Raw genomic sequence first — 25,105 nt, 5'->3', positions numbered from 1 at the left:
AGATGCCCGACTGGGATCAGTCCGGTTTTTTCTTGAGCAGATCGCCCAGATTGGCGAAGGCCTTGAAGGTTTCCTTCGGACCCAGGTCGCTGCCCGGCCTGGCTTCGGCGTGATACTGATTGTCCGTATAGCGTGAGTGCTCGTTGTCGTGGCAATACAGGCAGAGCAGTTCCCAGTTCGAGCCATCTTCTGGGTTGTTGTCGTGGTTATGGTCCTTGTGGTGGACCGTCAACTCGCTCAGCCGCTTGCCGGAGAACTCCCTGGCACAGCGACCGCAGACCCAGGGGTACATCTTCAGTGCCTTTTCGCGATAGCCCTGTTCGCGTTGGGCGTAGGGCGTGTTCGGTTTGTTCGTGCTCATCGTTCGCTTCGTCCTGATTTGTTCCGCACCGGATCGCCTGTCACCCCGCTAGACCGACGTAGACATTCTGTACGTCATCATGGGCGTCGATAGCGTTGAGAAAGGCTTCGACTTCCTCAAGCTGAGCGTCGGTCAAGGTCGTGACCGGGTTCTTCGGACGATAGCCGAGCTGCGCCGATTGCACATTGAAGCCGTGTTCGGGCAGGGCGCGGCAGACCACATCCATATCGGCGACATCACTGATGAACAGCGTGGCACCGTCTTCGGCCGCTTCGAAATCCTGCGCGCCGGCTTCGATGGCGGCCAGCTCCGGATCGGCGTCCGCGGAGGCCGGTGCCGCTTCGATCATGCCGCAATGATCGAAGTCCCAGGCCACCGAGCCGGACGCGCCGAGCTGACCCTTGCGAAACAGCACGCGGATCTCGGCCACGGTGCGGTTGACGTTGTCGGTCAGGCACTCAACGATTAGCGGCACCTGATGTGGGGCGAAACCTTCATAGGTGGTGCGTTCGTAGTGGACGCTTTCGCCGAGCAGCCCTGCGCCTTTCTTGATCGCACGTTCCAGCGTTTCGCGCGGCATCGAGGCCTTCTTTGCCTGCTCGACCACCAGACGCAGGCGAGGATTCATGTCCGGGTCGGCGCCACTGCGCGCGGCAATCATGATTTCCTTCGACAGCTTGCCGAAGGTGCGACCCTTCGCGTTAGCTGCTGCTTCCTTATGTTTCGCTTTCCACTGTGCGCCCATGGTTACTCTCGTGATGTGTACGGATTGATGGTTTCGCCGTCAGGTATCAATTCTAGCCCTTGCAGGGCATGCAGGCACGGCCTGCGCGCAGTCTTCAAACGCCGTGGCATTCGGTTACCGGGGGCCACCGGATGGTGCCGACTGTATGGTCAATTTGCGCGCTTGCTGTATGTGTGCACGCGCATCGTGCTAAGGCTTTAATGAGGTCTTTGCCTGCGGAGAAGCTTGCCATGTCGCCCAAGGACCTGCTGCTGGCCCTGGTCGTGATCATCGTCTGGGGCATGAACTTCGTGGTGATCAAGATCGGCCTGGACGATATCCCGCCGATGTTGCTCGGGGCGCTGCGTTTCATGCTCGCAGCGTTTCCCGCCATTCTGTTCATCAAGCGACCGCAGATGCCGCTGCGCTGGTTGCTCGCCTACGGCGCGACCATATCGCTGGGGCAGTTCGCCTTCTTGTTCTCGGCCATGAAGGTCGGCATGCCGGCTGGGCTGGCTTCGCTGGTGCTGCAATCGCAAGCGTTCTTCACGCTGTTCTTCGCGGCATTGTTTCTCGGCGAGCGGCTGCGCGCCACCAACCTGATCGGACTGATGATCGCCGCAGGCGGCCTGGTGTTGATCGGTATGCAAGGCGACCGCAGCATGACCCTGGCGGGGTTCGTGCTGACCATCTGTGCGGCGTCGATGTGGGCGCTGGGCAACATCGTCACGCGCAAGGTCGGCAAGGTGAATCTGGTGGGGCTGGTGGTGTGGGGCAGCCTCATTCCCCCGATTCCGTTTTTCTTCCTGTCCTGGCTGCTGGAAGGTCCACAGGTGATAGAAAGCGCGCTGCGCGGGTTCGGGTTGAGCTCCATGCTGGTGCTGATTTACCTGGCCTTCGGCGCGACTATTCTTGGCTATAGCTTGTGGAGCCGGTTGCTGTCGCGATACCCGGCCAACACCGTGGCGCCGTTCTCGCTGCTGGTGCCGGTCGTCGGGCTGACCTCGGCGGCGCTGTTGCTGGACGAGCATCTGGGCCTGTTGCAGGCCATCGGCGCGTTACTGGTGATGCTGGGCCTGATGATCAACGTGGGCGGGGGCTGGCTGGCAGGCCGTCTGCGCACTGCATTCGGTGGCTCGCCGGCCTGACAGTAAAATGCCCCGCACCGGGAGCCGGGCGGGGCATTTTGGGGTCGATCAGCGGGCCGCGTGACTGCCTAGCAGAGGTGTCGCGCCGTTAGCTTTCTCTCGCTTGGCCAAACGCTTTTCCTGTGCGGTCTTCAGCGGCTTCTTTTTCGCATTCTTCTTTGTGTCCATACCTTTGCTCATGGTGTCGCCTCGCGGATAGATGGCTGGGTTGCGCGTCCCTGCATCGGTCTGCTCTGTGGTCTTTACACCTCGAAGAAATATGGAGAGGGGATCGAGACTACGCCTGATTGGTGGGGCTGGATAGCGACACTTTCTGTGCCGCGACCAGCCCCCTGCAGAGCAGGTGTCATCAGACCTTGAACCGACTTATCAACGTCTGAAGCTCGTTGCCCAGATGAGCCAGTTCGGCGGTGGAAGTGGCGGTTTCCTGGGCCGCTTCGGCGGACCGGTCGGCCACGTCGCGCACGCTGAGTACGCTGCGGTTGATCTCTTCGGCAACCGAGCTCTGCTGTTCGGCCGCCGTGGCGATCTGCAGGTTCATCGCCTGGATGACCGATACCGTCTCGGTGATTGACTGCAGCTCGTGGCCGACTTCCCTGGCCAGCGCGACGGTTTCCACGGCGAGGCGACTGCTGCTGTCCATCATGCCGGAAGCGTTACGTGCCCCTTTCTGCAAATTGCCGATGAGTTCTTCGATCTGCGCAGTCGACTGCTGCGTGCGTTGCGCCAGGCTGCGAACTTCGTCTGCGACCACGGCAAAGCCTCGGCCGGCCTCACCGGCGCGCGCGGCCTCGATGGCGGCATTGAGTGCCAGCAAGTTGGTTTGCTCGGCGATACCGTTGATGACGGTCAGCACGGTACTGATGCCATCGGTCTCTTGATTCAGTCGGGTCATCGCCGCGGCCGATAAATTGACCTCGCTGGATAGATGGTCGATCTGCGACAGCGCACGTTGCACCACGGCATTTCCCTTGGTTGCTTGCTCGTCCGCGCGCTTGGCTGCCCCTGATGCTTCTTCGGCATTGCGTGCCACTTCCTGCACCGTGGCGGTCATTTCATGCATGGCCGTGGCGACCTGATCGGTTTCCTGCCGCTGGCTGTTTACGCCCGCGCTGGTCTGCTCGGTCACGGTCGACAGTTGTTCGGAGGCGGTCGCCAGCTGCGTAGTGATGCCACCGATATGGCCGATCAACTGCTGCAGATTACGGCGTGTCTTGCTCATGGCCTCGAGCAGTCGGCCAAATTCGTCGTTACGATTCTCGATCTCCTGCCCGGTCATGTCGCCGGAGCCGATGCGCTCGGCGAGACGTACGGCCTGATCGAGTGGTCGAGTGATCTGGCGAACCATCAGCGCACTGATCAGCACACCGAACACAATAGCGAGCACGGTAATGGCCATCACTTGGAGCTTTTTCATGCGCGCATCTTCTGCGCGCATCTGCGTCTGGTTAGAGATGATCCCCTGAGCATGATCGTAAAGCGTGGCGAAAATCGCCTCCATGTCCTGGCGCGCCTGATGCTGTCGAGCAACGATCGGCGGTAGTTTTTTAACCAGTTCGACATATTCGTTGGCGCTCGCTTTGAGCGTTTTCAGACTTTCGGCTTGAGGACCGATCAGCTCGTCCTCCAGTGGCGCGATGGCAGCGTTAAGCGCTTTGAATTGCTCGTTCAGTGTCTGTAGCGCCGATTCGGACTCCTCCATCAGATAGCCTCGGACGGTGAAGCGCAGCAGGCGGTTCTGTTTCGACAATTCGGTGGTGAGCAGCGCGATGTTCGCGATATCGCCGCTCGGGTGCAGGACCGGGTTGCCGTGCACCCCGTTCCAACGACGTTCCAGATCGGCGATCAGCTTGTCGGTGGTGTTGCCGGTGTCGACCCAATTGGCCCGGGTCTGTTTCTTCAGATCACGCAACGCCGCCAGCTTGGAGAAGGCCTCTTGGTAACGGATTGCTTCGTTGGCAATGCTTTCCAAGTACCGCCGATCTTGCGGTTCGGAAAAGTCGGCTCTTTTCTGCTCGACCAGCTGGGTGATCTTCGCTACCGCGTCGGCTGCGCGAGTGGCATAGATGGCATCGCCGCGTTCTTCGAAGCGCACCTGGGCATAGCGAATTTCATTGGCTTCGTTGAGCAGGCTTTCAGCGGTTTGCGCTTTGTCGCTACGTGAAATCAGTGCGTCCATGCTGAATACGCCGATGGTGGCGACGCAGATGGTCAGCAGCAGAACCGCGGCGAAGCCTAGAGCCAGCTTGGTGCTGACCTTGAGATTCTTCATTGTTATTTTTCCTCAGGCGGGCAGGTTGCCAATGGCAAAGTCATATTATGACATCGGCTATTTTTACCTAAACTTAAACATGTTGTCAGACAACATTTTCGCCAGTATCGGCTGTGACCTGTTCTGTCGCTGCGGGAGCTGCTACTGCCGGTACGCTCCGCCGGACGGCTGTGTTGACCTCTGATCGCTTGGTAAAGCTGACGGGCCGCGCTAGGCTCGCGGTTCCCACCTAAAGAACGAGCCTAGCCATGCCGGAGCCGGTGAATTTCAAGCACAAGATCTCCCGCCAGCGGCCCTACGGTCGGGTGGAATCGGGTCTGAAGGCGTCCGATGGCGATCTGTCGTTGGTGATCGATCAGCTTGAAAGCGACCGCGGACGCATCATCAACTCCGCTGCGGTGCGCAGGCTGCAACAAAAAACCCAGGTCTTTCCGCTGGAACGCAATGCGGCGGTGCGCAGCCGACTGACGCACTCGTTGGAAGTCCAGCAGACGGGACGTTTCATCGTCCGCACGCTGTACAAACAGCTCGGCAGCAAGGCTGGCGAGTATGGTCTCGATGGGCTCGAGGGGGCGCTGGAAAGCCTGGTGGAGATGGCTTGCCTGATGCACGATATCGGCAATCCACCCTTTGGGCACTTCGGTGAATTCGCTATCAGCGAATGGTTTGGCGGCAAGCTGGAAGGGCTGTTCGATGTAGCCGTCCCGGCGGAGCGGGGCGATGCAGCGCTACGCGCCCGGATGCTCGCCGACCTCAAGCAGTTCGAAGGCAACGCCCAGGCAATTCGACTCGTGGTCAGCCTGTTGCGGTTGAACCTCACCTATACCCAGACGGCCGGTTTGCTCAAATATGTCCGAGCGGCCTATGCGCCCAAGCCGGGGAAGGGCACGCCTGGCGCCTACCTGCACAAGAAGCCAGGCTTCTATCTATCCGAGGAACCGTTCATAAGGGATCTGCGAGCTTCGCTGGAACTGCAATCAGGCAGCCGTCATCCGATTGCGTACATCATGGAGGCGGCAGACGACATCGCCTATTGCCTGGCGGACATCGAGGACTCTGTGGAGAAGGGTATTTTCACTATCGAACAGCTGTCGCAACTGCTGTTGGCCAAGTTCGTCGAGCACGGTTCGCCAGACGAGCCGATCGCGACAACCGGGCGCAGTTTCCGCAGCATGGTCACCTACGCTCAGTCGCGTGCCGAGAAAGAGCCGATCAACAAGGTCGGCGAGTTTTTCATCTGGCTGCGAGTGAACATGGTCCATCCGCTCGTGCAGCATGCGGCTCAGCAGTTCATCGAGCATATCGAGGAGGTGTATCACGGCACTTTGGACCGTGCCCTGCTCGAAGACGCCAGCCTGGCCAACGCCATCGTGCAAACCTTCAAGGACGTGGCGATGGAGCGGGTCTTTTGCCATCGAGAGGTGGAGACCCTGCAGCTCCAGGGCTATCGAATCCTTCAAGGGTTGCTGGATACCTATGCACCATTGCTGCGCGTGGCCCCGGCAACCTTCCAGGCCCTGACCGAAAGCGGATGCCGCAGCGAGCCGCACCTGCAAATGCTCGCGCGGCGCTTGCCCAGTCAGCTGATCAAGGCTTATCACGAGGCGCTAAACGCGCATCCCACAGGTTCGCCGGATCAGCCGTTGTGGGAGTTCTATTATCGTTGCCGCATGCTGCAGGATTTCGTCAGCGGCATGACCGATCAACTCGCGCAGGACGAATTTCGCACCCTCTCCGCGCTCTAGTCCCACTTGCGCTGCGCAGTAAGCGCGCCTTCCTCTTGGATTTCTGCACTTGCACGCGACGCTGCTATGACCGGCCTGCGCCATATCGGCTCACAGAAGGCGTTTCGCTGGTACGGGGCTTGCAGTTGTTTGGTGCGCCTTTACTCATCGTCGCACCCAAATAGCGCGCGGTAAGGCGCAGCTTCAATGAGCGATTCTCATAAATCGTTGAATCAATAGAAAAAGATGCCCGAATTCAATGAGCCCTAGAGATCGCTTAACGGAGATGGTGGCGAGTTGCTAATCAGCTTGTGACGCATCATGGTGCGTGCGGCTGGGAAGGCTTGCTGTTTTGGTGCGTTTCACTCGGCAGGAATGCAGTTAATGGAAAACCCGAGTAGTGCGGTGGAGGTGCTGGTTCACGGCGCCAATACTCTTTTTATCCTCATGGGCGCCGTCATGGTGCTAGCCATGCACGCCGGCTTTGCCTTTCTCGAAGTCGGCACCGTGCGCCTGAAGAATCAGGTCAATGCCCTATCGAAAATCATTGCCGATTTTGCCGTGTCGACCCTGGCGTACTTCTTCATCGGTTATTGGATCGCCTATGGCGTGACCTTCATGGAGCCGGCCGACCAATTAGTCGTCGATAATGGCTATTCGCTGGTGAAGTTCTTCTTTCTTCTGACCTTTGCCGCCGCGATACCGGCGATCATTTCGGGCGGCATCGCCGAACGGGCTCGGTTCGGGCCGCAGCTGTGCGCGACGCTGCTGATCGTTGCGTTCATTTATCCGTTCTTCGAGGGGCTGATGTGGAACGGCAACTTCGGTCTGCAAAGCTGGCTGGAAGCACGTTTCGGCGCGCCGTTTCACGATTTCGCCGGCTCGGTGGTGGTGCATGGCATGGGCGGCTGGTTGGCGCTCGGCGCGGTCACTCTGCTAGGCCGGCGCAACGGCCGCTATCGCGATGGTCGACTGGTAGCCTTTGCGCCGTCCAATATTCCGTTCCTGGCGTTGGGCTCGTGGATCCTCATCGTCGGCTGGTTCGGCTTCAACGTAATGAGCGCGCAGACGCTCGAAGGCGTCAGCGGGTTGGTAGCGATCAATTCACTGATGGCGATGGTCGGTGGGACTGCGGCGGCGTGGGTCATCGGTCGCAACGATCCAGGCTTCCTGCATAACGGTCCTCTGGCCGGGCTGGTGGCGGTCTGTGCCGGGTCCGACGTGATGCACCCGGTCGGGGCGCTGATCACTGGGGTGGTCGCTGGGGTCTTGTTCGTATGGACCTTCACCGCAGCGCAGAACAAGTGGAAGATCGACGATGTGCTCGGCGTTTGGCCGTTGCACGGTTTGTGTGGTGTCTGGGGCGGGCTGGCCTGTGGTGTCTTCGGTCGACAGGCGTTGGGCGGGCTGGGCGGTGTCAGTATGGCCAGTCAATTACTGGGCTCGGCGTTGGGCGTGCTGGTTGCATTGGCTGGAGGGTTCCTCGTGTACGGCCTCCTCAGGGCGATCGTTGGGATACGCCTGAGCCAGGAAGAGGAGTACAACGGCGCAGATCTGTCCATTCACCGGATCGGCGCGCTGAGTCACGACTAACACCGCTGATCGAACGCCATGCAGCTGGCGCCGAGATGAGTCACCCTGACGCTCACGCATACCCAAGGGGCTTTCGGCGCTCTGGTTTCCTCGAACGAGCCGATTTGACTCAGCCTTCCGGGGTATCTGCCACCCCATAAGCTCGCATGAACAAGGCAACGCAGTCCCGTACGTGCTTATCCGCTTCGGCGGTATCGGGCAGCTCCGCGTAGCCAATCAGCAGACGGAAATGCGCGGCGCCCTTGATCAACGAGCAGAAGTGCTCGGCGGCGCGCATGGGGTCGTCCGTGTTCAACATGCCGCGCTGGTTGGCCTGGGTCAGTAGCTGCTCCAGATCCCACAGCAAGCGCTGCGGCCCGGCATCGAAGAACATCCGTGACAGAGCGGAATTCTGCGGCGCCATGGCGACCATGAGACGGTGCAGGCCAATGGATTCAGGGCTGTTGACCAACTCATGGAAGGCACGACCGATATCCAGCAGCACCTGCCTGATCGAGCAATCTTCCTCGAGCATGAACAGCTTGCGCGGCAAGCGCGTCTCGCAGGTGGTCTTCACCGCTTCGCCGAACAACGCCTCCTTGTCCTTGAAGTGGCTGTACAGGGTGAGCTTGGAGACGCCCGCTTCTGCGGCGATAGCGTCCATGCTGCTGCCTTCGTAGCCGTTACTGAGAAACAGCACCTGAGCGGCGGCGAGGATGGCTTCGCGTTTGGCGAGATCCTTCGGGCGGCCCGGGCCAGAGGGTACGGATGGGTTTTCTGTCATATCGGCTTTTTAATACTAGACTGGTGAGTTCGGTATTTTTACTATACCGGCAAGTCAAAACGAAGGGCTGTGCGTCTAGTGCCGTGCGGCTTTGACGGTTCGCCGCTTCGTCTCTGTACCAATTCCGTACCGTTTAGCTGTTTTTCAGCTTATCCAGTTCGGCCCAGTCTGCGCTCGAGGAGATCCACTTTGCGTAGTGCTTGAGCAGCGTTTCGATGCTGTTGCCGAGCTGCTGCGCGATGAAGGCCGGAGCGATACCAGCCGACAGGCAGACCGTCGCGTAGGTGTGCCGCGTATCGTACTGCCGACGTGGACGAATGCCCAGCCGCTTCATCGACTGCTTCAGATGATAGGCCGTGCTGACCACGTTGCTGATGTTTCCCTTCGCGCCGCTGGTGGGTGCAAACACGAACTCATTCCAGTCGCGGGTGAGCTCGGCCATCTCTTCCAGTGCCTCAATGGCCTGGTCCACCAATAGCACCTTGCGAATGCGCTTGGTCTTCGTGTTGTCCCGCGCCTTGCCCTTCTCAAGCGTGGCCCGAATCCGAATTGTCCTGTTCTCCAGATCAACGTCAGACCAGCGCAACGAAAGCTGCTCGCCTGTACGCAGTCCGGTGTAGAACGCCAGCTTGAAGAAGGATGCGTAACTCCTGCGAATGCCCGTCAGGCGCCCGTACAGGTCGGCCAGGATGGCGTCACGCTCAGCCGGGGTGAATGGATCGATGTCGCGCTCGGCCTCCCTGGCCTTCTCGACTGACCGCATGGGGTTCTCGGCAATCACGCCATCTTTGGTCGCCGCCTCGAAGATGGCCTTCGCTGCCTGTACCGCGGCGTTCCGATCGGTCGCTGAGTTCCATTCGATCTTGGTCATCAGCACGCGCACGTCAACCGGCAGGATCTCGTCCAGCCGCTTCGTTGCCCAGTGAGGCATCCAGTATTTGTTGAGGACTCGCAGGTAGTTGCGGCGGGTGTTGAACACGATCTGCCGGCTGTCCAGCCAGAGCTGTGCGAAGTGGCCGAAGGTAGGCGTGATGCGTGCCAGGGTGTAGCGGGAGGAGGGGAAGAGCTCGGCATACTTGTCGTCCGTGAGCATACCGAGCTTGATCAGCTGTGTTACCTGAGCTCGTAAACCGGCTGCTGCTGCAAATCCCTTGGGCGTTTGAGGATAGGGGAGCGTTTCGCAACGTCGCTCTTTCTTCCATGTGAAGCGGATGCGGACGGAGCTCCCAGCGATCTCGACGCCCTGGGGGAGCCCCACTGACTTTCTGCCCATTCGTTGTACCTCTCCACGCTGTACATGATACAGCCGTCAATCTTCTCCCATACGCCAGGCGGCAACACTCCGCGCTGACGCTTCCGCTCCAAGGCCTTCGGCGTCGTGCCGATCAGTTCGGCCAACTTCCTCTCGTACACCTTGTCGACCTGCTGGCCTTCAATCGGCTCTGGTTTCTCTCGTGCGCCCATCCCTCACCCCCTCACCGTTACGCCGGCTGCTTCGATGGCGGCGCGGCAAACATGACGCATCCCGGTTGCCGCGTGGTAGGCGTCCATCCAGCTATCGTCGAATGCATGTTCAGGCTCATCGGGCATCGGGTAAGGAGGCGGCAGCTCAATCACCAGCTCCCTCCGCGACGCCAGCCACACATTCCGCATCTGATCCTTCACGTCCTCGAACTGCTCGCGGTGAGGCTGCCTGTCCCACCACGCCTCGAACTCTGCTATCGCCTTGTCTGTGTGCTGCATGTCTATCTCCTATCGGCAGGCCCGCACGTTGGCGTCAGGGTTGGCAATGCAGGCTTCCAGGTAGCGCGCCACGAACGGTACGAAGTGGACGTAAAGCCCCCAGCCGTTCGGCGAGTTGAACTGTTCAAAGTGGGTCGGCCTCTCGACTAGCTGAGCCAGCCCGGCGCGCAGAGGCTCGATCAGCTGGCTTGCCTTAGCCACGCCGATCTCATCCGGGCGCCAAAGGTGCTCATAGATGCCGGCCTCGCCAGCCATTGTGTTCAGGTTGTGCGTGATATTGGCGTCGTACAGGCATCGGTCTTCGTCGTCAAAAAGCGAAACGTCTAAGCTCATGTCTATCTCCTCCCGTGTGTGGGGCTAGGCGTTTACATAGCGAAGTGGAATTTCAAGAACTTCCCTTTCGGCAGCGGTATCCAGATTTCGCCGTCATGGTCATCACCTAGATGGCCGGTTCGCTGGACCAAATAGACGTAGCGGAACGCGTAACCCGAGCAGTCTTCCTTGTGTCCGTCGTGGCTGTCCGTGATTTCGAAGTCGCTTGTTACCTCTGACTCAGCTATGTATTCCTTGATGTGCTGCAGCTTGCGTGGGCTGACTAGACTAGCTGCGTAGGCCAGGGCTTCGTCGTGCTTACGTGATTGCTCCAAGCGATACGCGGTTTCTGCCTCGTTGGCTTTGCGCATGATCTCTGTCACATCAGATTCAGCGAACATGACTTCTCCTATCCCGCCCGACTCTCGCCGGCAGGCTGTGATGTGGTGTGTGGGTTAGGGGGTGGTTGGCTTATCAGCAATAACGGCAAAAGCTCTTAGCAAATCCATCTTTGCCTGAAGCACGTCATTTTTTCGGGCTCTCTTATCGGCTGGCTTTGCATAGATTTGCATCCTTACCGCCCACTCAAGCTTATCTACAAGGCCGCGAATCCTTGGTGGCGTGCTCATTGCGGTCTTTTCTCTTCGTCAAAATCCATAGGAGGGTGCGGCGTAGCATCGTGGACGATCACGCCGTGCTCGTCGGCATGAATGAAACGACTGCACACAACGCACCAGTAACCGTCAACCTCCTTTTCTCCCTGCATATCACGCCTCCTTCGCAGCCATGCATCACCTCGTTTGGCGGGGCTGGGTGTGGCGAGCAGGGCGTAATGGGTTTGGCGCATACCTTCCGCAGCAGTAGAAAGATAAAAACTGCCACCCTCGCTGATGTATTTGAACTGCTGATGTGCGCGCTTTATTGCCTCCACCAGCCCGCTCTGCTCCCGCTGCGGGGCGGTCTGCGCGATGGGGGCCGGATCATGTGCGCCGATAAAGCCATCAAGAAACGCCGCGAGGTAGCTCTGCCACTGGGTATTTCCTGTGGAGTAAGCGTAATCCTCATAGAACCTAGTAATGTCCCGGTGCGGCGTGAAGCGGAACGCATCAGTGATTTCCGTAGCAATATCTTCCGGCGCACCTGCCTCTAGGAGGCCTTTTCCCAGCGTGTCGGGGGTACAGCACTGGCGCGCCAAACACAGCGCGTTCCAGAATTTAGCCACGGTATTGGCCTGAGCGGGAGTCTGCTGCTCGGTCTGCGCGGGGCGTGCTTCATCCAGTTCGTTGCATAAATGCGCCACGATTTCAGACGGGCACTCAGCCGGGGACCAGCCAGGAACAAATAGGGTGATTGCCTGCTCCAGTGCCCGACCGACTTCCGCATAGCTCGCCTCCCGCTCATCCTGCGCCGGGGCTGGCTCGGCCTGTGTAACTTCCATTTCGACCTCGACAGGGTGAACCGGGCAAGGGTGCATCAGCGATGCGTTACCGGTATGGCAGAAGCACTCATCTGGCTCGGCCTGCTGGGATAGCGTGTTGCGAACGCGAGCGATCACTAGCCCTGGGGCTGGATGATTCCCCTCGAAAACATAAACCACATCCCACAGCAACCCCGTCACCTGCTCAAGCTGCGTCCACGTCTCGCGGTGCCGCTCGCGCTCGAGCTGTAGTTCGTCAAATTCCGTCGTCATGATTGCATCTCCGTTCGGCGCGTGGCCTTGGTGATTTTCAGCCTGTATTTGGATTCGAGTCGTTTCAATGTCGCGTAGTGGACGCAGGCGCGCTCGCAGATGGTCAGGTAGCCGACTGCGCCGCCTGCGATAGCCTGGCGGACGCGGGCGAGAGCTGGGCCGTCGTCGAACCGTGATTCGAGAAGGCCGCGCGCTTCCTCGCCGAAGTGCTCCATGAGCAGCCGTCTCGTAAGGTCGTCGCTGATGCCGAGGGCTTTGGATATCGCGGCCCGGTTCGGTACCGGGAGAAGCTGGGCTATCTGCTCGACCAGCTTCGCGTCACGCTTTGACTTCCGCCGCTCGGCCGGCGCCATGTGTTCGAGGTGTTCGCCTCGGCTGAACTGGGTAGTTGGGATGACGCCGAGCAGACGCTCGGCCTTGCTGTCGGGCTTAGTCCGCACACCGGCTGGCACTTCGTGGATCTCTCCGCCGTGCGCCAGGTAGTCCTGGGTCAGCATTTCCAGTTCCGCAGACTGCTCGGGGTGGGCAGCAACAAAACACATTGCCCAGGCGTCGGCCGGGATGTGCACGATTTCTTCGATCGGTTCCATGACAACCTCCCGGCCTACGCTGTAGTCCAAATTTCGGCGTTGTTTAGTTCGTCCTCAGTCACGTACCGGTGTCCGCTGACGCCCTGCATCAGCGTCTCGGCGCCATTGCTAACTACCTTCACGTATCGGGTATTGGTCGGCTTGTGCAGCCAGATGACGCACTGCCGGTTGATTCGCTTGACTGTTGCTGATTCGGTGAACATGGATCACCTCATGAGGCTCTGGCCTCGTCTTGTCTGAATAGGCGTTCCCAGGGGGAGTACATGGGGCCCGTAGCCGTACGATCTTTGCGCGATCGGTAGGTGGGCGACTCGAAGAAGCAGGCCTTGCAGCTGTAGCCGAGGCCGTCTTTCGTCCTCATGTTCCTGAAGAAGAACTCGGTATCTGCCGGCCACCATTCCTTGCAGCACGAGCACATTTTTTCGTGTTCGGTCATGCGGCCTTCTTCCATCGTCCGGGCGCCGGCGTGGTGATGGCCTCAGCTGGCGACATGCCCTGCCGGATGCGTCGTCGCGCGTGGCCTGCGCTGCATTGGCCGAAGCGCTCGCAAAGTTCTTCGATCGATCCGGTAACGCCGTTTACTGTGCGGAGATGCTTGGCGCGCCGGGTGGCGATTCCCTTCTTCGCTCCCGCGATCCGTGCGGCCCGTTCTTCCGGCGTCTGTTGCCAGTGGATATCCGGAAGCATCTTTGCGATTTCGGTGAACTTGTTGCGTGGAATGCCCAGGGCTTCGCGCACCTGGCCTTTGCTCTGGCCGAGTGCGGCCATCGCTCGAATGGTGTCATCGAGGTTCATGGTTATTGTCCGGGGAGGAGGGCGCCGAGGGGCGCCCGGGTGGGTCAGTCGTCGTCGGCGGCTTGGCTGATGAACTGTTGCAGGTCATCAGGGCGGGGCTTCTTGCAATTGAGGATATGGCCCGTTTCGATATCGATGTTCAGGATCAGATAGTCGCCGTAGTGCTCGCCCGGGAAGAAGTCAGGCACGTAGCCTTCGTAACACTTCACCGTGTCGCCTTGCGCGTCCACAAGGTCGCCGCCGAAGCTGTCACGAACTTTGAGATGGATACGAAACTCTTTCACGTCGACCGGGACTTGCTTGGTCATGTTGATTTGCATGTTCGTCTCCGTCAGATCAGAAGGGAGCGGTCGCCGCGATAGGGGTCGGCAAAGGGGATGTCGTCGTCGAAGCTGTCGTAGTCCGGCGCTGGCTGCTGCTGCGGCTGGCTCTGTGGGCGGGGCTGGTTCTGCTGCGGGCGTGGCTGCCGCTGGGCATCCTTCTCCGGCCAATCGATGATCTCGGTTCCCTGGCCGACATGAATCTCTGTCACGTACCGCTCGACACCATCCTTCTCAAACTTCCGGGTCTTCATCTTGCCGCAGACCAGAATGCGCTTGCCCTTGTGCAGCCACTCGCCCAGGAACTCGGCTGTCTTGCCGAAAGCCACGCAGCGCACCCACTCGGTTTGCTCGACCTTCTGGTTGGTCTGCTTGTCCTTGTAGCTGTCATCGACCGCGATATTGAAGTTGGCGACGGCGTTACCGTTGGGCATGAAGCGAACTTCAATGTCGTTTCCAAGCCGGCCGATGCCGCGCCATTCGTTGAGATTTGCCATTCTGGCTCCTTACTTGATGCGGATGGATGATTGGCCGCGCTCCAGGCGCGCACCGGGCACTTCCTCGCCAGCCTTGAGCTTGGCGGAGATGGCAGTTTTGTCTGGCGAGATATCGGTCTTGACCTTCATCAGCTCGTCAGGGATTGAGTTCTCGTCATCCACCACAACCGATTCCCGGCCTTTGGCGAGGGTGATGGTGAATAGCGGGCAGCTGATCTTCGTCAGGCCGGCCGCTTCCATGTTCTCGCGCAGGTATTCCTTGATCTCGCGCTGACGGTTTGTGACGAGGCGCTTGCGCTCCTGCAGTCGGTCGATTTCCTTATCCAGCGCGGCAACGTCGGCGTCGAAGTTGAGGATGACGTGCGAGACGGCCAGCGCCTTGTCGTTGAACTCCGCTTCAATGCCTTGCAGCGTGTCGCGGATGGCAACGGCTACGTCCTCGTCTGCCGTCTCCTGCAGCAGGGCCAGCTCCTTGAACTGGCCGGTGATTTCGTAAAGGGCGGTCATGCGGCCTCCTTCTGCTCAAACTGGGCTTTGCGCTCCTCAAAGGCCATCGCTAGGCGCTTGACGAACTTCTCTTCATTGCGGCGGCTGGCGCTGCGCACGTAGGTGGCGTGCAGCTTGTTCAGCTCATTCATGGTGACGGCGCCGGCCATGGTTTCGAGCGCCGCCTTGAGCCAGTCGAGACGCTCCAGGCGCTGCCGCTCGGCCTCGTCCTCCTTGTTCTCCGCCTGCTCCAGTGCTGCTTCCGCCTTGCGCTCTGCCACATAGTCCTGATCGTCGTAGAGACCGAGGAAAATGTCCGCGCTGAAGCCAAGCATCGCCAATCCCTTCTTGATGGCATCGGTGAGCGACTTCTTCGGTGCCTCCGCGTCGACCGACATTCCGTAGCTCGACTTGTAGACGGCCTTGGTGCAGCCGTACTGCTCGATCTCGCCGCGCTTGTCATCCTGCATGAACCAAAGTTTTATACGCACCGTGTGGCTCTGGATCCGGCCAAGCGAGAGCCCTTTGTCGTTCAGCACCTCCGGCCCTTCGTCGAAGCGCTCTTCGATTACGCTCCATCCCCAGCCGATGCCGACGGGTCCGAAGATCTCCGTGGCGCGTTTGATCATGTGCTGGCCGCTGATACTGGTGATGTTCTGGCCGTCGACCTTCGCTGACTTGGTGGCCTCCGGAGCGGTCTTCTCGACCTGGCTCCAGATGCTCATGTTCTGGTTGCTCATTGTTCAAACTCCGAAAAAGTGATTCAGCGCGGCTTCGAACGCCAGGCCGAAGAGGAACACACCGGTTAGGCCGAATATCCAGATGGTCCACAACGCAGCCGCATAGCTGTGGCCTGATGGGGTGTCGTCGTGTGGGATGGGGAGGGCGCGGTTCATGGGGTCACCTTGCGGTAGCCGGCTTCATAAACTCGCTTAGCGATGTAGCGGCACTCAGGAGACAGCGACAGATCGTCTTGGATGGCGTCGACGGCCTTCTCCCGCTCTTCCGCCGCGATCTGCTCGGGCGTGCGGATGGGGCGGAACGAGTAGTTCTCAGCAACCGAGCACTGCTCGTGCTTCAGCTTTACATTCCAGAGAACCATGCAATCCCCGGCGTAACGCACCTCAACAACTCCTTGGGCTGATCCGTTGTGCCATGCCTCGCACACCGTCCCAACTGGCGGAAGGCCTTCGCCTGACCATGGCGCCGGTCTGTGTTGCTGGAAATGGATTTCCCCAATGGCCGCGTTTCCGTCGCCAAATGGATAAGGGCCGTAACCCCCGCGACAACGCATATGCTGGTACTGGTACTGCTCGGCGTTGAACCACACCTGCTCTATGCCAAAGCCGCCATTCATGAGGCCGTGACCAGTTGCCCACTCGGGAGCTTCGTTCCAATCGATATTGTTCATATTCCCGTCACCCTCCCTGCAAGTCCGCTAGCCATGAACCACAAGGCGATGCCGGCCAGAGCCAGCACACCGCCGCCGATTGTCTTGAGCACATCCATCACACACCCCCCAACAGGCCGACATGGGCAATTGATCCGATACACGCTGCTGTGAAGGCGAAGAAAACCCAGCCGGCTGCTGCCTTGGCTATGTGCATGGCTGCGCTCCTTGCAGGGCGTGTTCAAGCGCGTCGATAACGGTGTAATCAAGGCGCTCATCGTTGGTGGCGAAGTCTTCTGAACCGTCTGGGCCGATCAGCTCAACCCAGCCAGCGTGATGCTCAACGCATAGCCGGATTTCCCACCCTTCCGGCAGATCGCCAGCCGCACGCTGGATCGCGTCATGCAGCGGAACCTGACGATCCAGCACCTTCTTCAGCGCATCCCGCTCCTCCATTCTGCAGTTTCGGTCAAATGTCATGCCGGTGAGCCGAGTTTGGAGGTTTGCATTTTCATCCCGGAGCGCATCCCGCTCAGCGATCAGCTCGTCCGTGTCTCTTACGAATAGCCGCCTGGTTTCAATCAGTGTGCTTCTGAGTTGATCCCGCTCAGCGAGAAGGGCTTCGTAGTCATCCGCGTCAACCCAGTTGCCAAACTGGTGCTCGACCATTCCGTTTTCCGAGTCCCACGGCGCGTACCGCTTCACTTCCTTGATCATGCCGCCTCCTCGTGCGCTGGTAGCAGAAACTCACGAACCTTTCCCGCCAGGGCGTTGAGGTTCGCCACGATCTGCTGTGGTGTGCCGCCCAAGTTGCGGCAGATGTACACGTCCTCGTTCAGCCTGTAGTCGCGGTCGGCCAGCTGGTATTCGGTGTCAGCCGGGAGGACGTAGACAGCCACGCAGTTGACGTGCGGCGAATAGCTCATGTGGGCGTTGAGGCGTCCGGCGCCGTTAACTTCGAGGCACACGCTGAACAGGCCCAGCAGGGCGTTCTGGATGTCTTGGTTCATGCTGCGCTCCGTTGCTGGCTCACCAGCTCTGCGTGAATGCGGGCCAGCCGGCGAAGGTCGCCGACCGTGATGTATCGCTCTTGCTGGCAGTCGAAATCCTCGTGGCTGCTCACGGTGATGATTTCGCGGTCATCCTTGACCTTGCCGTGCCACAGCGCCGCCTCAAGGGCGAACGGCTCCAGTGCCTCGATTAGCTCGCTCATGTTGAATCCTCGCGGAATGGCACCCACTGCAAAGCCCCCGTCCTGTATCGCAGGACCAGTGGTTACAAGGGGAGGCTTTGCGGTGAGTGCTGGGGTGTAGGAGGGGTGTTACTTGGTGCGCTGAGCCAACATTGCGTCGGCCATTTGGTAGCTCTGGATGGCTATGTCTCGCTGATCCCAGCCGCCAACTTCATAGGTGCCGCTGTTCACCATTGACTGCATCGCCTTCGCTGCGAAGTAATCGCGAAGGGTCATGCCTGATCCGTCTGATACGACCCGATGCGCGTATCGGGTTCCAGCAAGCCGCTCCAGGTGTTGCTTGCCGGTAGGAAACGCCGGCCCGCCTGTCTCAACCTCTTTCGCTTCCATCATCCTTCTCCTTCCAATTCCTCCCCCACCACTCCCTGACAATCCATACGATCCAGATAGCGGTGAGGAGGAGTAAGCCGTGATAGGGGGTCATGCTGTGCCGCGGGCCTTGGCGATGGCTGCGTTTGCGCGAGCGGCCGGCATCCCGGTGTGCTCTGCGTACCAGTCGCGGAGCTCTATAAGCGCCTCCAGCAGGTCAGGCGCAGCCGCTATCAGCTGTGCGTTAGCCATGGACTCAGTCACGGGCATGTCTTCATCCTCTCCGGCTGCGTTCGTGCATGCCCATGGATTGATGCTGGCAACGTTCCAGCCGTCAGTCTGATGTGCGCGCGATCCAGCTCGGTTAAGGGCCCCCAGCTTCGTGTAGACGTGCGCGCCTACAACCTCCCAAGGCCCCGGCGTAAATCCTTCGCTCATCTCATCCTCCTATGTGCTGATGGGTGCCCATGGGGCGGGGTTATTTACGTTCCCGGCGCCAGTCATAAACCAGGGTGGCTAATAGAACGGCTGCCATTAGGTACAGCTCGGGGAGGGTCGGCATGGGTTAGGCCGCTTCCCAGCCCAAATTCTTGATGTAGTCGCCGCCAGCGCAGATGCGCAGATCTTCTATTGCTGACAGATCCTTGATCTCGTCCAGTGCCGCGCGCGCCCTTTCGGTGGCTAGCTCTGCGTGTCGTAGCTGCCAGCGCTTCCGCGACTTGTAGGACTCAAGCGCCTTGGCTTTTTCTGGGTACGCAAAGCGCCGGCCTGATTCCTTCAGCACGCGCTTGGCATACTTTGGAATGCCGCCACGCTCAAGGCGAGCCTTGGCGACATAGGCGTAGCTGGGAACTACCAGCCAGTAGCAGTGTTCGGTTTCGCGAATGACTACGTACCGCTTGCAGATGATCGAAACCCCTTCAGGGCCGATCTCGTCGATGTACCGGAAGTGATCCGGCCAAACTGGATTGCTCATCCTGATTACCTCCGTTCGTTGTTAAGCCACCAACTCCACCTCATCCACTCGCTTAACCCTTGTCAGCGTCTGCTGCCGGGGTGCGTCTGGACGGCGTATGGGGCGGGTCTGTGAACTCCTAAGGAATCCTCAGTAGTTCGAGCTACACCCAACCGTTCATCACGGCGGCTATAGCGAAAGCGATTAGCAGCCCGACCATGAAGCCGAGCGTGTTTTTTAGGTTCTGAGACATGGGATACCTCAACTCAGGTTGAGCAGAAGGACTGCCACGGCCAGCGATAGCCAGCAGAGGCCTAACTTTTTGTCAGGGGTCATGCGATCTCCTGCCGCTGCGCCCGCATCACGCTAGCCACCTTTACGGGGCGTACTGGGCGCTGAACGGGGCGATCTATTGAGCTGATGCCAGTAGATAGGCAGAGCAGCAAAACAAGTGGGCTGATGATTCCGCGCTTCATGGCTTCGAGGCATAGGCCTCGGGTGGTGCGGGCGCCCAACTTGAAACGGGCGTCGTCGAGCTGCTGCTTGACTGTGTAGTGGCTGCAATCCATGCGGCGGGCGATCTCTTTCGCGGTTTTGTCTGTCGCTGCCCAGAGAACTGCCAGCAGTTGGCGCGGGGCCAAACCTTGGCCGAGGTGTCCTTGCCAACCATCAATTTGAATGGTGTCCATGGTTATCTCCGTTGTCTGGTGTTGCTTTCCGCGAAGCCCTCTGCGAAGGCTTCCTGGAGAGCATCCCGGCCACCGTGGCGACCGGGTCGTCTCTTTTCCGTTACTGCTGGCGGCATATTCGCCAACTGATTTCGCGCACGGAGTCGTCTCAAGGCGCGGCCCGCTAGGGCATCGGTAACGGCGCTCTCGGCATAAGGCCTTCAAGCGGCTGCGCATCTCGTCGCAGCGCGGGCTGTCGTGTTTAGCCTCCGTCGCTCGCATTTCTGCGTCGGGACAGCGGAGGGGTTCCAAGTTGTTTAAAGAGCATTCCGGGTAAGCCCGAGGCCTCTCGGCCTGTCGTCGCTGTGTTTCGCTTCGATGGGTTCAAGATAAGCCAATGCCTAATTCTTGTAAATAGCTAATGCCTAATTTATTCGACGAATTTTTGCATTGCCTAATCGAAACGGCCCTGACTACTGTATGTGCATACAGTACAAAGGGGAGGTTTTAAGATGGCAAAGCAGAAGGGAATGCAGGAGGCAAGGAAGCCGAGCCCAGCAGAAAAGCTGGGGTTGCGGGTTTCAGCGATGATCAACTCGCCTATTGCGCAGCTGGGGAGGAGGGTGACGATTCACCGGCTCGACGATGATCCGCAGGAGGCATGGGATTCGGTGATGGAAATGCTGGCCGAGACGGACGGGCTGAACATGGTTTTCAACGACGACGGCACCGTCACGCTGGAATGGGAGAAGTCGAGCGATGACGACCAGGTCGTCGAGGGGGAGGAGGTGACGCCGATTTTGGAAGACGCTCCGTTCTGACGCGCATAAGTTTGCGGCAGGTATGGCTCTACTCGATCGCCATGAGCGTCGCGATTAGATCGGCGATGTCGTCAGAGCTATCGCTGATCTGCTTGAGATGGCTTTTGACGATTTGAGCAGTATCGATCGAGCCTCGTTGCCCAACCCAGATGGCCAGCTCTTCGACGGCCGCGCCTATGGCGAGTTGGTTCATGTGGAGCTTGTAGAGCAGGGCGGGGAGCGCATCGGCATCTTTCATATGAACCTCCAGGGTAGAGGTTCAGCGTAGACCAGATACAAAAAGCCCCGCCGAAGCGGGGCTCTATTGCATACGTTTCTGCTTGTTCCTTTCGGGCCCTGAAGCTGCACTCCTCACAGCAATCCTTCGGCCTTCCTGGCTCGGTGCGCGTCCTGCGCTAATGCCAAAGAACTATGGTTTAAGACGGTATGGTTATCTATGGCTGAGGTTCGCTTGGTCGTGTAGGAAAATGCTGACATGGCGTAAGCAAAAAGCCCCGCTAGGTGCGGGGCTTTGGTTACATCGATGCGGCAATCTTGTGGAAAACCCTAGTCTTCATCCCAGCTTGGGATGCCATGGATTTTATCAGGTCAGGACCGAACGGAGATTTAGGACAGTCGACCGTCACGATCCATCGCTGCCCGCCTTCCGTTTTAACCCACTTCTCGTGGGATGTTCCTGTGCGCTCTCTTGGCTCAAAACCCAAAAACTTCAACGCGTCCTTAACTTGCTTGCAAGTCAGTGGATGTAGCCGCCCCACTTATGCCAGCTTAAGTGGCATGGCATCCTGGAAAGTGCAGCGATCCTTGATGCGGTGGAAATGACATAGCGCAGCAATCAGATAGTAGCGTGCGCGCAGAGAAATCGGTGCCTTGCGCGTAAGCAGCTGCGCCGCGAAAGGGCGATCCTCACCCTCGAAAATGTCTTTCAGGTAATCGTAGACGTGAGCATGTAGCTTGCGAGTAACCTCGTCGCGAGAATCACCCTGCACGGCCAGATTCAAATCAATACAGAAAGCCTGCCAGTAACCTTCCTTCCGCTCAGCGAAGCAACGAAGCAAGATATTGTCGGGTTTCATTTTTTTTCCTCAGCGTATGCGCGCTATTTCTGCCTAGGTAGCAGTGAAGCTATGACCGCATCGAAAGCCTCAATGTTCCGGCATTTTCGAAGGGCGCGGGAGTATAGCGATTCTGCACTCAGAGTGTATAGCAGGTGCCGCAGTGGCACTACTGGGCGGTTATACAGCAGAGGTACACGGATAGTGCGATTGTGACTCTGATCAAACCCTAACCTTTCCCGGCGGCAACATGGCGCCCACGGCATGATTTATTGCGCGAGAAATACCCATGCGACCAGAGATCCAACAGCTCCGAGCAACGTTCCTGAGACGGCGGTAATGCGAACAACCGCAACAAGAGTTGGCCGCCCCATCGCTGCATAGAAGTCGTCGATCATGCCGGCATCGAGCCCTCGCTCGATCATATGATTCGCTTCAGCCCTGACTCTTTGGGATAGGACAAAGAATCCCACCAAGAACGCCGCCAGATAGCTAGCCAGAAAAATCCATATGTACATAGTGATTCCTTTGTTCGGTCAGAGCTTCCGCGCGTTCCAGACCAGCAGGACTTTGGCATGGATCGTTACGTCATCGATCCGTGCCTCCAAGTCCTTATTGCTCGGGTTGTCGGAGATCAGCCAGAAATGGTCGGCGTCCTTCTGCTGTATCCGCTTTATGTAGAGAAGGCCATGCCAGGTCAGCACGTAAACGCCTTCGCCAATGAACTCATTCACCCCTCGATCAACGATTACCGGATCCTTGTCATTGATCGTCCCTTCCATGCTCTGTCCCCAGCCAGTGATCATGGCCAGCGCTTCGGGAGAGGTGTAGTTGACGCCTTTCTCGCGCAGGACATCTTCACGAATGACCAGATTGCGGACGGCCTCGTTGTAGTCGGCCGGTACCTGGCCGTGACCCATCGCCGCGCGAACGTCGTACTGAGGGATCAGGATCTCTTCGGGGCGAGCACGCAGCCCGGAAAAGTCATGGGAGATGACGTTGCCGGTGGATGGCGACTCCGACACCTCTGCCACTGCCGACAGGATTCGCTGGCGACCCTCTGGGGTCAGCTTTCCTGCCTTAGCCAGCATTTTGAGGACGCTATCCGCTGCCGTTTCGGGCTCAGCACCTGCGATTCCCTGGGAGCCCTGGGTGCCTGGGCCTGCGAATACCTGAAGCAGCTCGGCATCTCTCCCTGAAAGGCCCCAGTGCTCAGGGCCTACGACGTCAGAAAAATACCGCATTACTTCGATCAGCTTCGACTTGTCGATCCGTCCAGTGGCCACCCAACCGTTAACTGAAGGCGCAGAAATCTTGAACTCCCTGGCGAGGGCGTTCTTTGGAATGTTCTTTTTTACGCGCGCGGCCTCGATGGCGGCGCCGAGTTCGGGACCGGTAAGCATTGCCTAATATGCCCTCAGCGACTATTGGTTAGGCAATGGCTTGCCTTGTGATTAGCTAATGCCTTATTCTGTTCTCCAGTTCAGTTGGAGAACTTGTAATGACACCCACCGAAGCGATGGAAGAAGCCACCAGGATTGTTGGCGGTAAGGCCGCGCTGGCAAGCCTCCTGAGAGTAAGCCCCCCGACCGTAAGCCAGTGGTGCTCTGGCTCCCGCCCCGTTCCTGCTGAACGCGCCCTGCAAATCGAAGAAGCGACAGCCGGAAAGATACGGCGCGATTTGCTGTGCCCGGCGTTCCCGTGGAAGGCGGCAGCTGCTTAAGCGGGACATCCCTGTCATTGGTTTCCATGGTTGACATCTTAGGGCCACCACGAACGACAGGTAAGCGCAGCGGAGAGGGTGGGGATTTATCCAGTACCCGAAAGACAGGCAACAAAAAGCCCGCCGGGCAAGGGCGGGCTCTCAACAGCAACAAATCACGGGAAGGAAGTTACACATGAATTCCGAAATTATCAACACCATCAAGCGCGGGGCCAGGGTATGAGCTTTCAGGCAATGGCCTGGGCAGTAGATGTAAAGCTGCCCACTCGCGAGAAGTTTGTTCTCTTGATGCTGGCCAATCGGACCAATCACGACACTGGCCGCTGTGACCCTTCGCACAAGCGTATCGCCGAAGATTGCGGCATGAGCGTATCGAGCGTTAAACGCGCTATCGAAACGCTTGAGCAGAAGGGTTATCTGGTCACTGAGAACCGCGCCGCTAACGGCGTGAAACTCCCGAACAGCTACCGTCTCCTAATGAACCAGGGGGTAGGTTCACAGGGAACCTACCCCGTTCAGCCTGAACCTACCATGGGTCAGCCTGAACCCACGGTAGGTTCACAGGGAACTGAGGGGGTAGGTTCACACAGACCTATAAACCAGGAATCTTTTAACCAGGAATTTAACCTGGAAGATAACCTGAAAAACCTACCGGCTGCGGCAAGCGCTGCCGGGGCGGTCGTGATTCCATTCGAGGCGCCGCGTGTTGATATCCCTGCCGACATGCCCGGCCCTAAAGACCAGACCTGCAAAACCTTCAAGGCCTGGGCCAACTACGCGATGGCCTACCGCAAGCGCTATTCAGCGTGGCCGGTGTGGAACGCGAAGGTTGGCGGCCAGATCAGCCAGCTGATCGACCGTCTTGGAGCTGAGGTCGCGCACAGCGTCGCGGCCTACTACGTCACGATCAACGACGCCCGCCTGATCAACGACTGCCACAGCCTGAACAACCTGCTCGCCAAGTGCGAGGCCTACCACACCCAATGGCAAACCGGCCGCCAGATGAACTCGGCTACCGCCCGCCAGCTCGAGCAGACCCAAGCCAATATCAACGCCGCGCAAGAAGCCGCCCAGCGTATTCGTGACAAGGGAGGTAAGCGCAATGCTTTCCTGTGAAGATCAAGCCGAACTGGCCGCAGCGCTCTGCGCCACAGCGGAAACCCTGGGTCACGCGATCAGCGCCGGTGCTGCCGAGCTGATGGCTGAAGACCTCGCTGATTACCAGATGGAAGACATAGCCGCCGCGCTCCGTGCCTGCCGCCGCGAACTGACCGGCAAGCTGACACTGGCCGCGATCCTTCAGCGCGTTCAAGCCGCCGATGGCCGTCCTGAGCCGAACGAGGCTTGGTCACTCGCCCTGGCTGCGTCCGATGAGTTCGACAGCGTTGTCCTGACTGACGAAATCCAGCTCGCCCTTGGTGCCGCCCGCGCAGTGCTGGAAGCCGGCGACAAGGTTGGGGCTCGCATGTCCTTCCTGTCCGCTTACCAGCGCCAAGTCGACACCGCCCGCCGTGAAGGCAAGCCGGTGTGCTGGAAGCTGTCGCCCGGCTACGACACCCAGCGCCGCCTGCTGGCCGTGGAAGAGGCTGGCCGCCTTGGTCGCTTGCCTGCTCCGGTCGTTGAGGAATACCGCGCTCAGTTGACGCACGAGCCAGTCACCCAAAACGGCGCCGCCATTGCTGGCCTTATTACCGGACGCGTAGCGATGCCGAGCCCGGACGTTCGCGCCAAGTTGAAGCTGGTCAAGGCGTCCGTAGAGGAGAGCCAAGCAGCGAAAGAGCGGGAACGCCAAGCAGCAATCAGGGCGCGTCAGGAGGAGTTCGAGCGCCGGAGGACTGAGCAGCTGGCCGCGCTGAAGTCGCTGGAGGTAACCCCATGAACCGCTCTCACTCCCTCACCGGCCCCCAGCTGGCC

Annotated in this window: 36 protein-coding genes; 7 read left to right on the top strand and 29 right to left on the bottom strand. The window is 59.1% G+C overall.

The features are described 5' to 3' along the window. Window positions 1–16: 16 nt before the first annotated feature. Window positions 17–361 carry a YajD family HNH nuclease gene (locus MCB86_RS09125; RefSeq protein WP_045162924.1) on the bottom strand — a complete coding sequence of 115 codons (345 nt, stop codon included), beginning with the start codon at window positions 359–361 and terminating at the stop codon, window positions 17–19. A 40-nt stretch (window positions 362–401) separates the two neighbouring features. After that, the gene (locus MCB86_RS09120) at window positions 402–1,106 is read right to left on the bottom strand and encodes a YebC/PmpR family DNA-binding transcriptional regulator (RefSeq protein WP_239610683.1); all 705 of its coding nucleotides are present in this window, start codon (window positions 1,104–1,106) and stop codon (window positions 402–404) included. 230 nt (window positions 1,107–1,336) lie between these two features. On the opposite strand from MCB86_RS09120, the gene MCB86_RS09115 reads away from it, so the two are divergent. Next, window positions 1,337–2,233: an EamA family transporter gene (locus MCB86_RS09115; RefSeq protein WP_239610682.1), complete on the top strand. Its 897-nt coding sequence runs from the start codon at window positions 1,337–1,339 to the stop codon at window positions 2,231–2,233. A 349-nt stretch (window positions 2,234–2,582) separates the two neighbouring features. Here the strand turns inward: MCB86_RS09115 and MCB86_RS09110 are convergent, their stop codons facing one another. Continuing rightward, entirely contained in the window at window positions 2,583–4,505 is a 1,923-nt protein-coding gene (locus MCB86_RS09110) for a methyl-accepting chemotaxis protein (RefSeq protein ID WP_239610681.1), read from the bottom strand. A 248-nt stretch (window positions 4,506–4,753) separates the two neighbouring features. Between MCB86_RS09110 and dgt the strand changes: the two genes are divergently transcribed. Together dgt and MCB86_RS09100 are read left to right on the top strand one after the other, a co-directional pair. Further along, window positions 4,754–6,250, top strand: coding sequence for a dGTPase (gene dgt, locus MCB86_RS09105; protein WP_239610680.1), 1,497 nt, complete (start codon window positions 4,754–4,756; stop codon window positions 6,248–6,250). Between the two features lie 363 nt (window positions 6,251–6,613). Continuing rightward, complete coding sequence (locus tag MCB86_RS09100) at window positions 6,614–7,822, top strand: ammonium transporter (RefSeq protein ID WP_045162919.1); 1,209 nt, start codon at window positions 6,614–6,616, stop codon at window positions 7,820–7,822. A 109-nt stretch (window positions 7,823–7,931) separates the two neighbouring features. Here MCB86_RS09100 and MCB86_RS09095 read toward each other — a convergent pair whose 3' ends face one another. The 22 genes from MCB86_RS09095 to MCB86_RS08990 form a co-directional block, all read right to left on the bottom strand. Next, entirely contained in the window at window positions 7,932–8,585 is a 654-nt protein-coding gene (locus MCB86_RS09095; RefSeq protein ID WP_239610679.1) for a TetR/AcrR family transcriptional regulator, read from the bottom strand. A 133-nt stretch (window positions 8,586–8,718) separates the two neighbouring features. After that, window positions 8,719–9,858 (bottom strand): site-specific integrase, encoded by a 1,140-nt coding sequence (locus MCB86_RS09090; protein WP_239610678.1) that lies wholly within the window; start codon window positions 9,856–9,858, stop codon window positions 8,719–8,721. 194 nt (window positions 9,859–10,052) lie between these two features. Beyond that, window positions 10,053–10,328 (bottom strand): hypothetical protein, encoded by a 276-nt coding sequence (locus MCB86_RS09085; RefSeq protein WP_239610677.1) that lies wholly within the window; start codon window positions 10,326–10,328, stop codon window positions 10,053–10,055. Between the two features lie 9 nt (window positions 10,329–10,337). Continuing rightward, window positions 10,338–10,661 carry a hypothetical protein gene (locus MCB86_RS09080; protein WP_239610676.1) on the bottom strand — a complete coding sequence of 108 codons (324 nt, stop codon included), beginning with the start codon at window positions 10,659–10,661 and terminating at the stop codon, window positions 10,338–10,340. A 32-nt stretch (window positions 10,662–10,693) separates the two neighbouring features. Further along, complete coding sequence (locus MCB86_RS09075) at window positions 10,694–11,041, bottom strand: hypothetical protein (RefSeq protein WP_239610675.1); 348 nt, start codon at window positions 11,039–11,041, stop codon at window positions 10,694–10,696. A 224-nt stretch (window positions 11,042–11,265) separates the two neighbouring features. Continuing rightward, entirely contained in the window at window positions 11,266–12,330 is a 1,065-nt protein-coding gene (locus tag MCB86_RS09070) for a hypothetical protein (protein WP_239610674.1), read from the bottom strand. After that, window positions 12,327–12,920 (bottom strand): hypothetical protein, encoded by a 594-nt coding sequence (locus tag MCB86_RS09065; RefSeq protein WP_239610673.1) that lies wholly within the window; start codon window positions 12,918–12,920, stop codon window positions 12,327–12,329. The genes MCB86_RS09070 and MCB86_RS09065 overlap by 4 nt, the downstream gene beginning before the upstream one ends. Before the next feature lie 14 nt (window positions 12,921–12,934). Then, window positions 12,935–13,123: a hypothetical protein gene (locus MCB86_RS09060; RefSeq protein ID WP_239610672.1), complete on the bottom strand. Its 189-nt coding sequence runs from the start codon at window positions 13,121–13,123 to the stop codon at window positions 12,935–12,937. A gap of 229 nt (window positions 13,124–13,352) precedes the next feature. Further along, window positions 13,353–13,715 carry a hypothetical protein gene (locus MCB86_RS09055; RefSeq protein ID WP_239610671.1) on the bottom strand — a complete coding sequence of 121 codons (363 nt, stop codon included), beginning with the start codon at window positions 13,713–13,715 and terminating at the stop codon, window positions 13,353–13,355. Between the two features lie 44 nt (window positions 13,716–13,759). After that, window positions 13,760–14,035, bottom strand: a complete 276-nt coding sequence (locus MCB86_RS09050) for a hypothetical protein (protein ID WP_239610670.1) — start codon at window positions 14,033–14,035, stop codon at window positions 13,760–13,762. An 11-nt stretch (window positions 14,036–14,046) separates the two neighbouring features. Next, a complete protein-coding gene (gene ssb / locus MCB86_RS09045; RefSeq protein ID WP_239610669.1) occupies window positions 14,047–14,532 on the bottom strand; it encodes a single-stranded DNA-binding protein in 486 nt (161 codons plus the stop codon). 9 nt (window positions 14,533–14,541) lie between these two features. Further along, window positions 14,542–15,039: a siphovirus Gp157 family protein gene (locus MCB86_RS09040; RefSeq protein ID WP_239610668.1), complete on the bottom strand. Its 498-nt coding sequence runs from the start codon at window positions 15,037–15,039 to the stop codon at window positions 14,542–14,544. Beyond that, window positions 15,036–15,758 carry a Rad52/Rad22 family DNA repair protein gene (locus MCB86_RS09035; RefSeq protein WP_239610667.1) on the bottom strand — a complete coding sequence of 241 codons (723 nt, stop codon included), beginning with the start codon at window positions 15,756–15,758 and terminating at the stop codon, window positions 15,036–15,038. The genes MCB86_RS09040 and MCB86_RS09035 overlap by 4 nt, the downstream gene beginning before the upstream one ends. 3 nt (window positions 15,759–15,761) lie before the next feature. Further along, complete coding sequence (locus MCB86_RS09030; RefSeq protein WP_239610666.1) at window positions 15,762–15,914, bottom strand: hypothetical protein; 153 nt, start codon at window positions 15,912–15,914, stop codon at window positions 15,762–15,764. Further along, window positions 15,911–16,429, bottom strand: a complete 519-nt coding sequence (locus MCB86_RS09025) for a hypothetical protein (RefSeq protein WP_239610665.1) — start codon at window positions 16,427–16,429, stop codon at window positions 15,911–15,913. The genes MCB86_RS09030 and MCB86_RS09025 overlap by 4 nt, the downstream gene beginning before the upstream one ends. Before the next feature lie 186 nt (window positions 16,430–16,615). Next, on the bottom strand, window positions 16,616–17,125 hold the full coding sequence (locus MCB86_RS09020; RefSeq protein WP_239610664.1) for a hypothetical protein: 510 nt from the start codon (window positions 17,123–17,125) through the stop codon (window positions 16,616–16,618). After that, the gene (locus MCB86_RS09015) at window positions 17,122–17,418 is read right to left on the bottom strand and encodes a hypothetical protein (RefSeq protein WP_239610663.1); all 297 of its coding nucleotides are present in this window, start codon (window positions 17,416–17,418) and stop codon (window positions 17,122–17,124) included. The genes MCB86_RS09020 and MCB86_RS09015 overlap by 4 nt, the downstream gene beginning before the upstream one ends. Continuing rightward, window positions 17,415–17,621 carry a hypothetical protein gene (locus MCB86_RS09010; RefSeq protein WP_239610662.1) on the bottom strand — a complete coding sequence of 69 codons (207 nt, stop codon included), beginning with the start codon at window positions 17,619–17,621 and terminating at the stop codon, window positions 17,415–17,417. The genes MCB86_RS09015 and MCB86_RS09010 overlap by 4 nt, the downstream gene beginning before the upstream one ends. Window positions 17,622–17,729: 108 nt before the next feature. Next, on the bottom strand, window positions 17,730–17,990 hold the full coding sequence (locus tag MCB86_RS09005; RefSeq protein ID WP_239610661.1) for a hypothetical protein: 261 nt from the start codon (window positions 17,988–17,990) through the stop codon (window positions 17,730–17,732). A 90-nt stretch (window positions 17,991–18,080) separates the two neighbouring features. After that, window positions 18,081–18,239 (bottom strand): hypothetical protein, encoded by a 159-nt coding sequence (locus tag MCB86_RS09000; protein ID WP_239610660.1) that lies wholly within the window; start codon window positions 18,237–18,239, stop codon window positions 18,081–18,083. 295 nt (window positions 18,240–18,534) lie between these two features. Then, complete coding sequence (locus tag MCB86_RS08995; protein ID WP_046164117.1) at window positions 18,535–18,945, bottom strand: hypothetical protein; 411 nt, start codon at window positions 18,943–18,945, stop codon at window positions 18,535–18,537. A 311-nt stretch (window positions 18,946–19,256) separates the two neighbouring features. Next, entirely contained in the window at window positions 19,257–19,613 is a 357-nt protein-coding gene (locus tag MCB86_RS08990; protein ID WP_239610659.1) for a helix-turn-helix transcriptional regulator, read from the bottom strand. A 491-nt stretch (window positions 19,614–20,104) separates the two neighbouring features. On the opposite strand from MCB86_RS08990, the gene MCB86_RS08985 reads away from it, so the two are divergent. Next, on the top strand, window positions 20,105–20,413 hold the full coding sequence (locus tag MCB86_RS08985) for a DUF1654 domain-containing protein (RefSeq protein ID WP_239610658.1): 309 nt from the start codon (window positions 20,105–20,107) through the stop codon (window positions 20,411–20,413). A 28-nt stretch (window positions 20,414–20,441) separates the two neighbouring features. On the opposite strand, the gene MCB86_RS08980 is transcribed toward MCB86_RS08985, so the two are convergent. The 4 genes from MCB86_RS08980 to MCB86_RS08965 form a co-directional block, all read right to left on the bottom strand. Next, on the bottom strand, window positions 20,442–20,651 hold the full coding sequence (locus MCB86_RS08980; RefSeq protein ID WP_239610657.1) for a hypothetical protein: 210 nt from the start codon (window positions 20,649–20,651) through the stop codon (window positions 20,442–20,444). A 520-nt stretch (window positions 20,652–21,171) separates the two neighbouring features. Beyond that, the gene (locus MCB86_RS08975) at window positions 21,172–21,489 is read right to left on the bottom strand and encodes a hypothetical protein (RefSeq protein WP_239610656.1); all 318 of its coding nucleotides are present in this window, start codon (window positions 21,487–21,489) and stop codon (window positions 21,172–21,174) included. Window positions 21,490–21,737: 248 nt separating this feature from the next. Further along, the gene (locus MCB86_RS08970) at window positions 21,738–21,986 is read right to left on the bottom strand and encodes a hypothetical protein (protein WP_239610655.1); all 249 of its coding nucleotides are present in this window, start codon (window positions 21,984–21,986) and stop codon (window positions 21,738–21,740) included. Window positions 21,987–22,004: 18 nt separating this feature from the next. Next, complete coding sequence (locus MCB86_RS08965) at window positions 22,005–22,871, bottom strand: S24 family peptidase (protein ID WP_239610654.1); 867 nt, start codon at window positions 22,869–22,871, stop codon at window positions 22,005–22,007. A gap of 98 nt (window positions 22,872–22,969) precedes the next feature. On the opposite strand from MCB86_RS08965, the gene MCB86_RS08960 reads away from it, so the two are divergent. From MCB86_RS08960 to MCB86_RS08950, 3 genes are all read left to right on the top strand, one after another. Further along, window positions 22,970–23,191: a Cro/CI family transcriptional regulator gene (locus MCB86_RS08960; RefSeq protein ID WP_345772240.1), complete on the top strand. Its 222-nt coding sequence runs from the start codon at window positions 22,970–22,972 to the stop codon at window positions 23,189–23,191. Between the two features lie 219 nt (window positions 23,192–23,410). After that, complete coding sequence (locus MCB86_RS08955) at window positions 23,411–24,307, top strand: helix-turn-helix domain-containing protein (protein WP_239610653.1); 897 nt, start codon at window positions 23,411–23,413, stop codon at window positions 24,305–24,307. Beyond that, window positions 24,294–25,070, top strand: a complete 777-nt coding sequence (locus MCB86_RS08950; protein ID WP_239610652.1) for a hypothetical protein — start codon at window positions 24,294–24,296, stop codon at window positions 25,068–25,070. Before MCB86_RS08955 ends, MCB86_RS08950 begins: the two co-directional genes overlap by 14 nt. The last annotated feature ends 35 nt before the right edge of the window (window positions 25,071–25,105 follow it).

It is taken from the genome of Pseudomonas sp. KSR10 (assembly GCF_022355455.1).
GTDB lineage: Bacteria > Pseudomonadota > Gammaproteobacteria > Pseudomonadales > Pseudomonadaceae > Stutzerimonas > Stutzerimonas stutzeri_E.
Note: the sequence above shows the minus strand (reverse complement) of the source record. Positions and strands in the feature narration are given on the sequence as shown.

Excerpts from the sequence above, each read along its gene's own strand:
- MCB86_RS09125 (WP_045162924.1), bottom strand. The coding sequence starts at position 361 with ATGAGCACGAACAAACCGAACACGCCCTACGCCCAACGCGAACAGGGC.
- MCB86_RS09120 (WP_239610683.1), bottom strand. The coding sequence starts at position 1,106 with ATGGGCGCACAGTGGAAAGCGAAACATAAGGAAGCAGCAGCTAACGCG.
- MCB86_RS09115 (WP_239610682.1), top strand. The coding sequence starts at position 1,337 with ATGTCGCCCAAGGACCTGCTGCTGGCCCTGGTCGTGATCATCGTCTGG.
- MCB86_RS09110 (WP_239610681.1), bottom strand. The coding sequence starts at position 4,505 with ATGAAGAATCTCAAGGTCAGCACCAAGCTGGCTCTAGGCTTCGCCGCG.
- dgt (WP_239610680.1), top strand. The coding sequence starts at position 4,754 with ATGCCGGAGCCGGTGAATTTCAAGCACAAGATCTCCCGCCAGCGGCCC.
- MCB86_RS09100 (WP_045162919.1), top strand. The coding sequence starts at position 6,614 with ATGGAAAACCCGAGTAGTGCGGTGGAGGTGCTGGTTCACGGCGCCAAT.
- MCB86_RS09095 (WP_239610679.1), bottom strand. The coding sequence starts at position 8,585 with ATGACAGAAAACCCATCCGTACCCTCTGGCCCGGGCCGCCCGAAGGAT.
- MCB86_RS09090 (WP_239610678.1), bottom strand. The coding sequence starts at position 9,858 with ATGGGCAGAAAGTCAGTGGGGCTCCCCCAGGGCGTCGAGATCGCTGGG.
- MCB86_RS09085 (WP_239610677.1), bottom strand. The coding sequence starts at position 10,328 with ATGCAGCACACAGACAAGGCGATAGCAGAGTTCGAGGCGTGGTGGGAC.
- MCB86_RS09080 (WP_239610676.1), bottom strand. The coding sequence starts at position 10,661 with ATGAGCTTAGACGTTTCGCTTTTTGACGACGAAGACCGATGCCTGTAC.
- MCB86_RS09075 (WP_239610675.1), bottom strand. The coding sequence starts at position 11,041 with ATGTTCGCTGAATCTGATGTGACAGAGATCATGCGCAAAGCCAACGAG.
- MCB86_RS09070 (WP_239610674.1), bottom strand. The coding sequence starts at position 12,330 with ATGACGACGGAATTTGACGAACTACAGCTCGAGCGCGAGCGGCACCGC.
- MCB86_RS09065 (WP_239610673.1), bottom strand. The coding sequence starts at position 12,920 with ATGGAACCGATCGAAGAAATCGTGCACATCCCGGCCGACGCCTGGGCA.
- MCB86_RS09060 (WP_239610672.1), bottom strand. The coding sequence starts at position 13,123 with ATGTTCACCGAATCAGCAACAGTCAAGCGAATCAACCGGCAGTGCGTC.
- MCB86_RS09055 (WP_239610671.1), bottom strand. The coding sequence starts at position 13,715 with ATGAACCTCGATGACACCATTCGAGCGATGGCCGCACTCGGCCAGAGC.
- MCB86_RS09050 (WP_239610670.1), bottom strand. The coding sequence starts at position 14,035 with ATGCAAATCAACATGACCAAGCAAGTCCCGGTCGACGTGAAAGAGTTT.
- ssb (WP_239610669.1), bottom strand. The coding sequence starts at position 14,532 with ATGGCAAATCTCAACGAATGGCGCGGCATCGGCCGGCTTGGAAACGAC.
- MCB86_RS09040 (WP_239610668.1), bottom strand. The coding sequence starts at position 15,039 with ATGACCGCCCTTTACGAAATCACCGGCCAGTTCAAGGAGCTGGCCCTG.
- MCB86_RS09035 (WP_239610667.1), bottom strand. The coding sequence starts at position 15,758 with ATGAGCAACCAGAACATGAGCATCTGGAGCCAGGTCGAGAAGACCGCT.
- MCB86_RS09030 (WP_239610666.1), bottom strand. The coding sequence starts at position 15,914 with ATGAACCGCGCCCTCCCCATCCCACACGACGACACCCCATCAGGCCAC.
- MCB86_RS09025 (WP_239610665.1), bottom strand. The coding sequence starts at position 16,429 with ATGAACAATATCGATTGGAACGAAGCTCCCGAGTGGGCAACTGGTCAC.
- MCB86_RS09020 (WP_239610664.1), bottom strand. The coding sequence starts at position 17,125 with ATGATCAAGGAAGTGAAGCGGTACGCGCCGTGGGACTCGGAAAACGGA.
- MCB86_RS09015 (WP_239610663.1), bottom strand. The coding sequence starts at position 17,418 with ATGAACCAAGACATCCAGAACGCCCTGCTGGGCCTGTTCAGCGTGTGC.
- MCB86_RS09010 (WP_239610662.1), bottom strand. The coding sequence starts at position 17,621 with ATGAGCGAGCTAATCGAGGCACTGGAGCCGTTCGCCCTTGAGGCGGCG.
- MCB86_RS09005 (WP_239610661.1), bottom strand. The coding sequence starts at position 17,990 with ATGGAAGCGAAAGAGGTTGAGACAGGCGGGCCGGCGTTTCCTACCGGC.
- MCB86_RS09000 (WP_239610660.1), bottom strand. The coding sequence starts at position 18,239 with ATGCCCGTGACTGAGTCCATGGCTAACGCACAGCTGATAGCGGCTGCG.
- MCB86_RS08995 (WP_046164117.1), bottom strand. The coding sequence starts at position 18,945 with ATGAGCAATCCAGTTTGGCCGGATCACTTCCGGTACATCGACGAGATC.
- MCB86_RS08990 (WP_239610659.1), bottom strand. The coding sequence starts at position 19,613 with ATGGACACCATTCAAATTGATGGTTGGCAAGGACACCTCGGCCAAGGT.
- MCB86_RS08985 (WP_239610658.1), top strand. The coding sequence starts at position 20,105 with ATGGCAAAGCAGAAGGGAATGCAGGAGGCAAGGAAGCCGAGCCCAGCA.
- MCB86_RS08980 (WP_239610657.1), bottom strand. The coding sequence starts at position 20,651 with ATGAAAGATGCCGATGCGCTCCCCGCCCTGCTCTACAAGCTCCACATG.
- MCB86_RS08975 (WP_239610656.1), bottom strand. The coding sequence starts at position 21,489 with ATGAAACCCGACAATATCTTGCTTCGTTGCTTCGCTGAGCGGAAGGAA.
- MCB86_RS08970 (WP_239610655.1), bottom strand. The coding sequence starts at position 21,986 with ATGTACATATGGATTTTTCTGGCTAGCTATCTGGCGGCGTTCTTGGTG.
- MCB86_RS08965 (WP_239610654.1), bottom strand. The coding sequence starts at position 22,871 with ATGCTTACCGGTCCCGAACTCGGCGCCGCCATCGAGGCCGCGCGCGTA.
- MCB86_RS08960 (WP_345772240.1), top strand. The coding sequence starts at position 22,970 with ATGACACCCACCGAAGCGATGGAAGAAGCCACCAGGATTGTTGGCGGT.
- MCB86_RS08955 (WP_239610653.1), top strand. The coding sequence starts at position 23,411 with ATGAGCTTTCAGGCAATGGCCTGGGCAGTAGATGTAAAGCTGCCCACT.
- MCB86_RS08950 (WP_239610652.1), top strand. The coding sequence starts at position 24,294 with ATGCTTTCCTGTGAAGATCAAGCCGAACTGGCCGCAGCGCTCTGCGCC.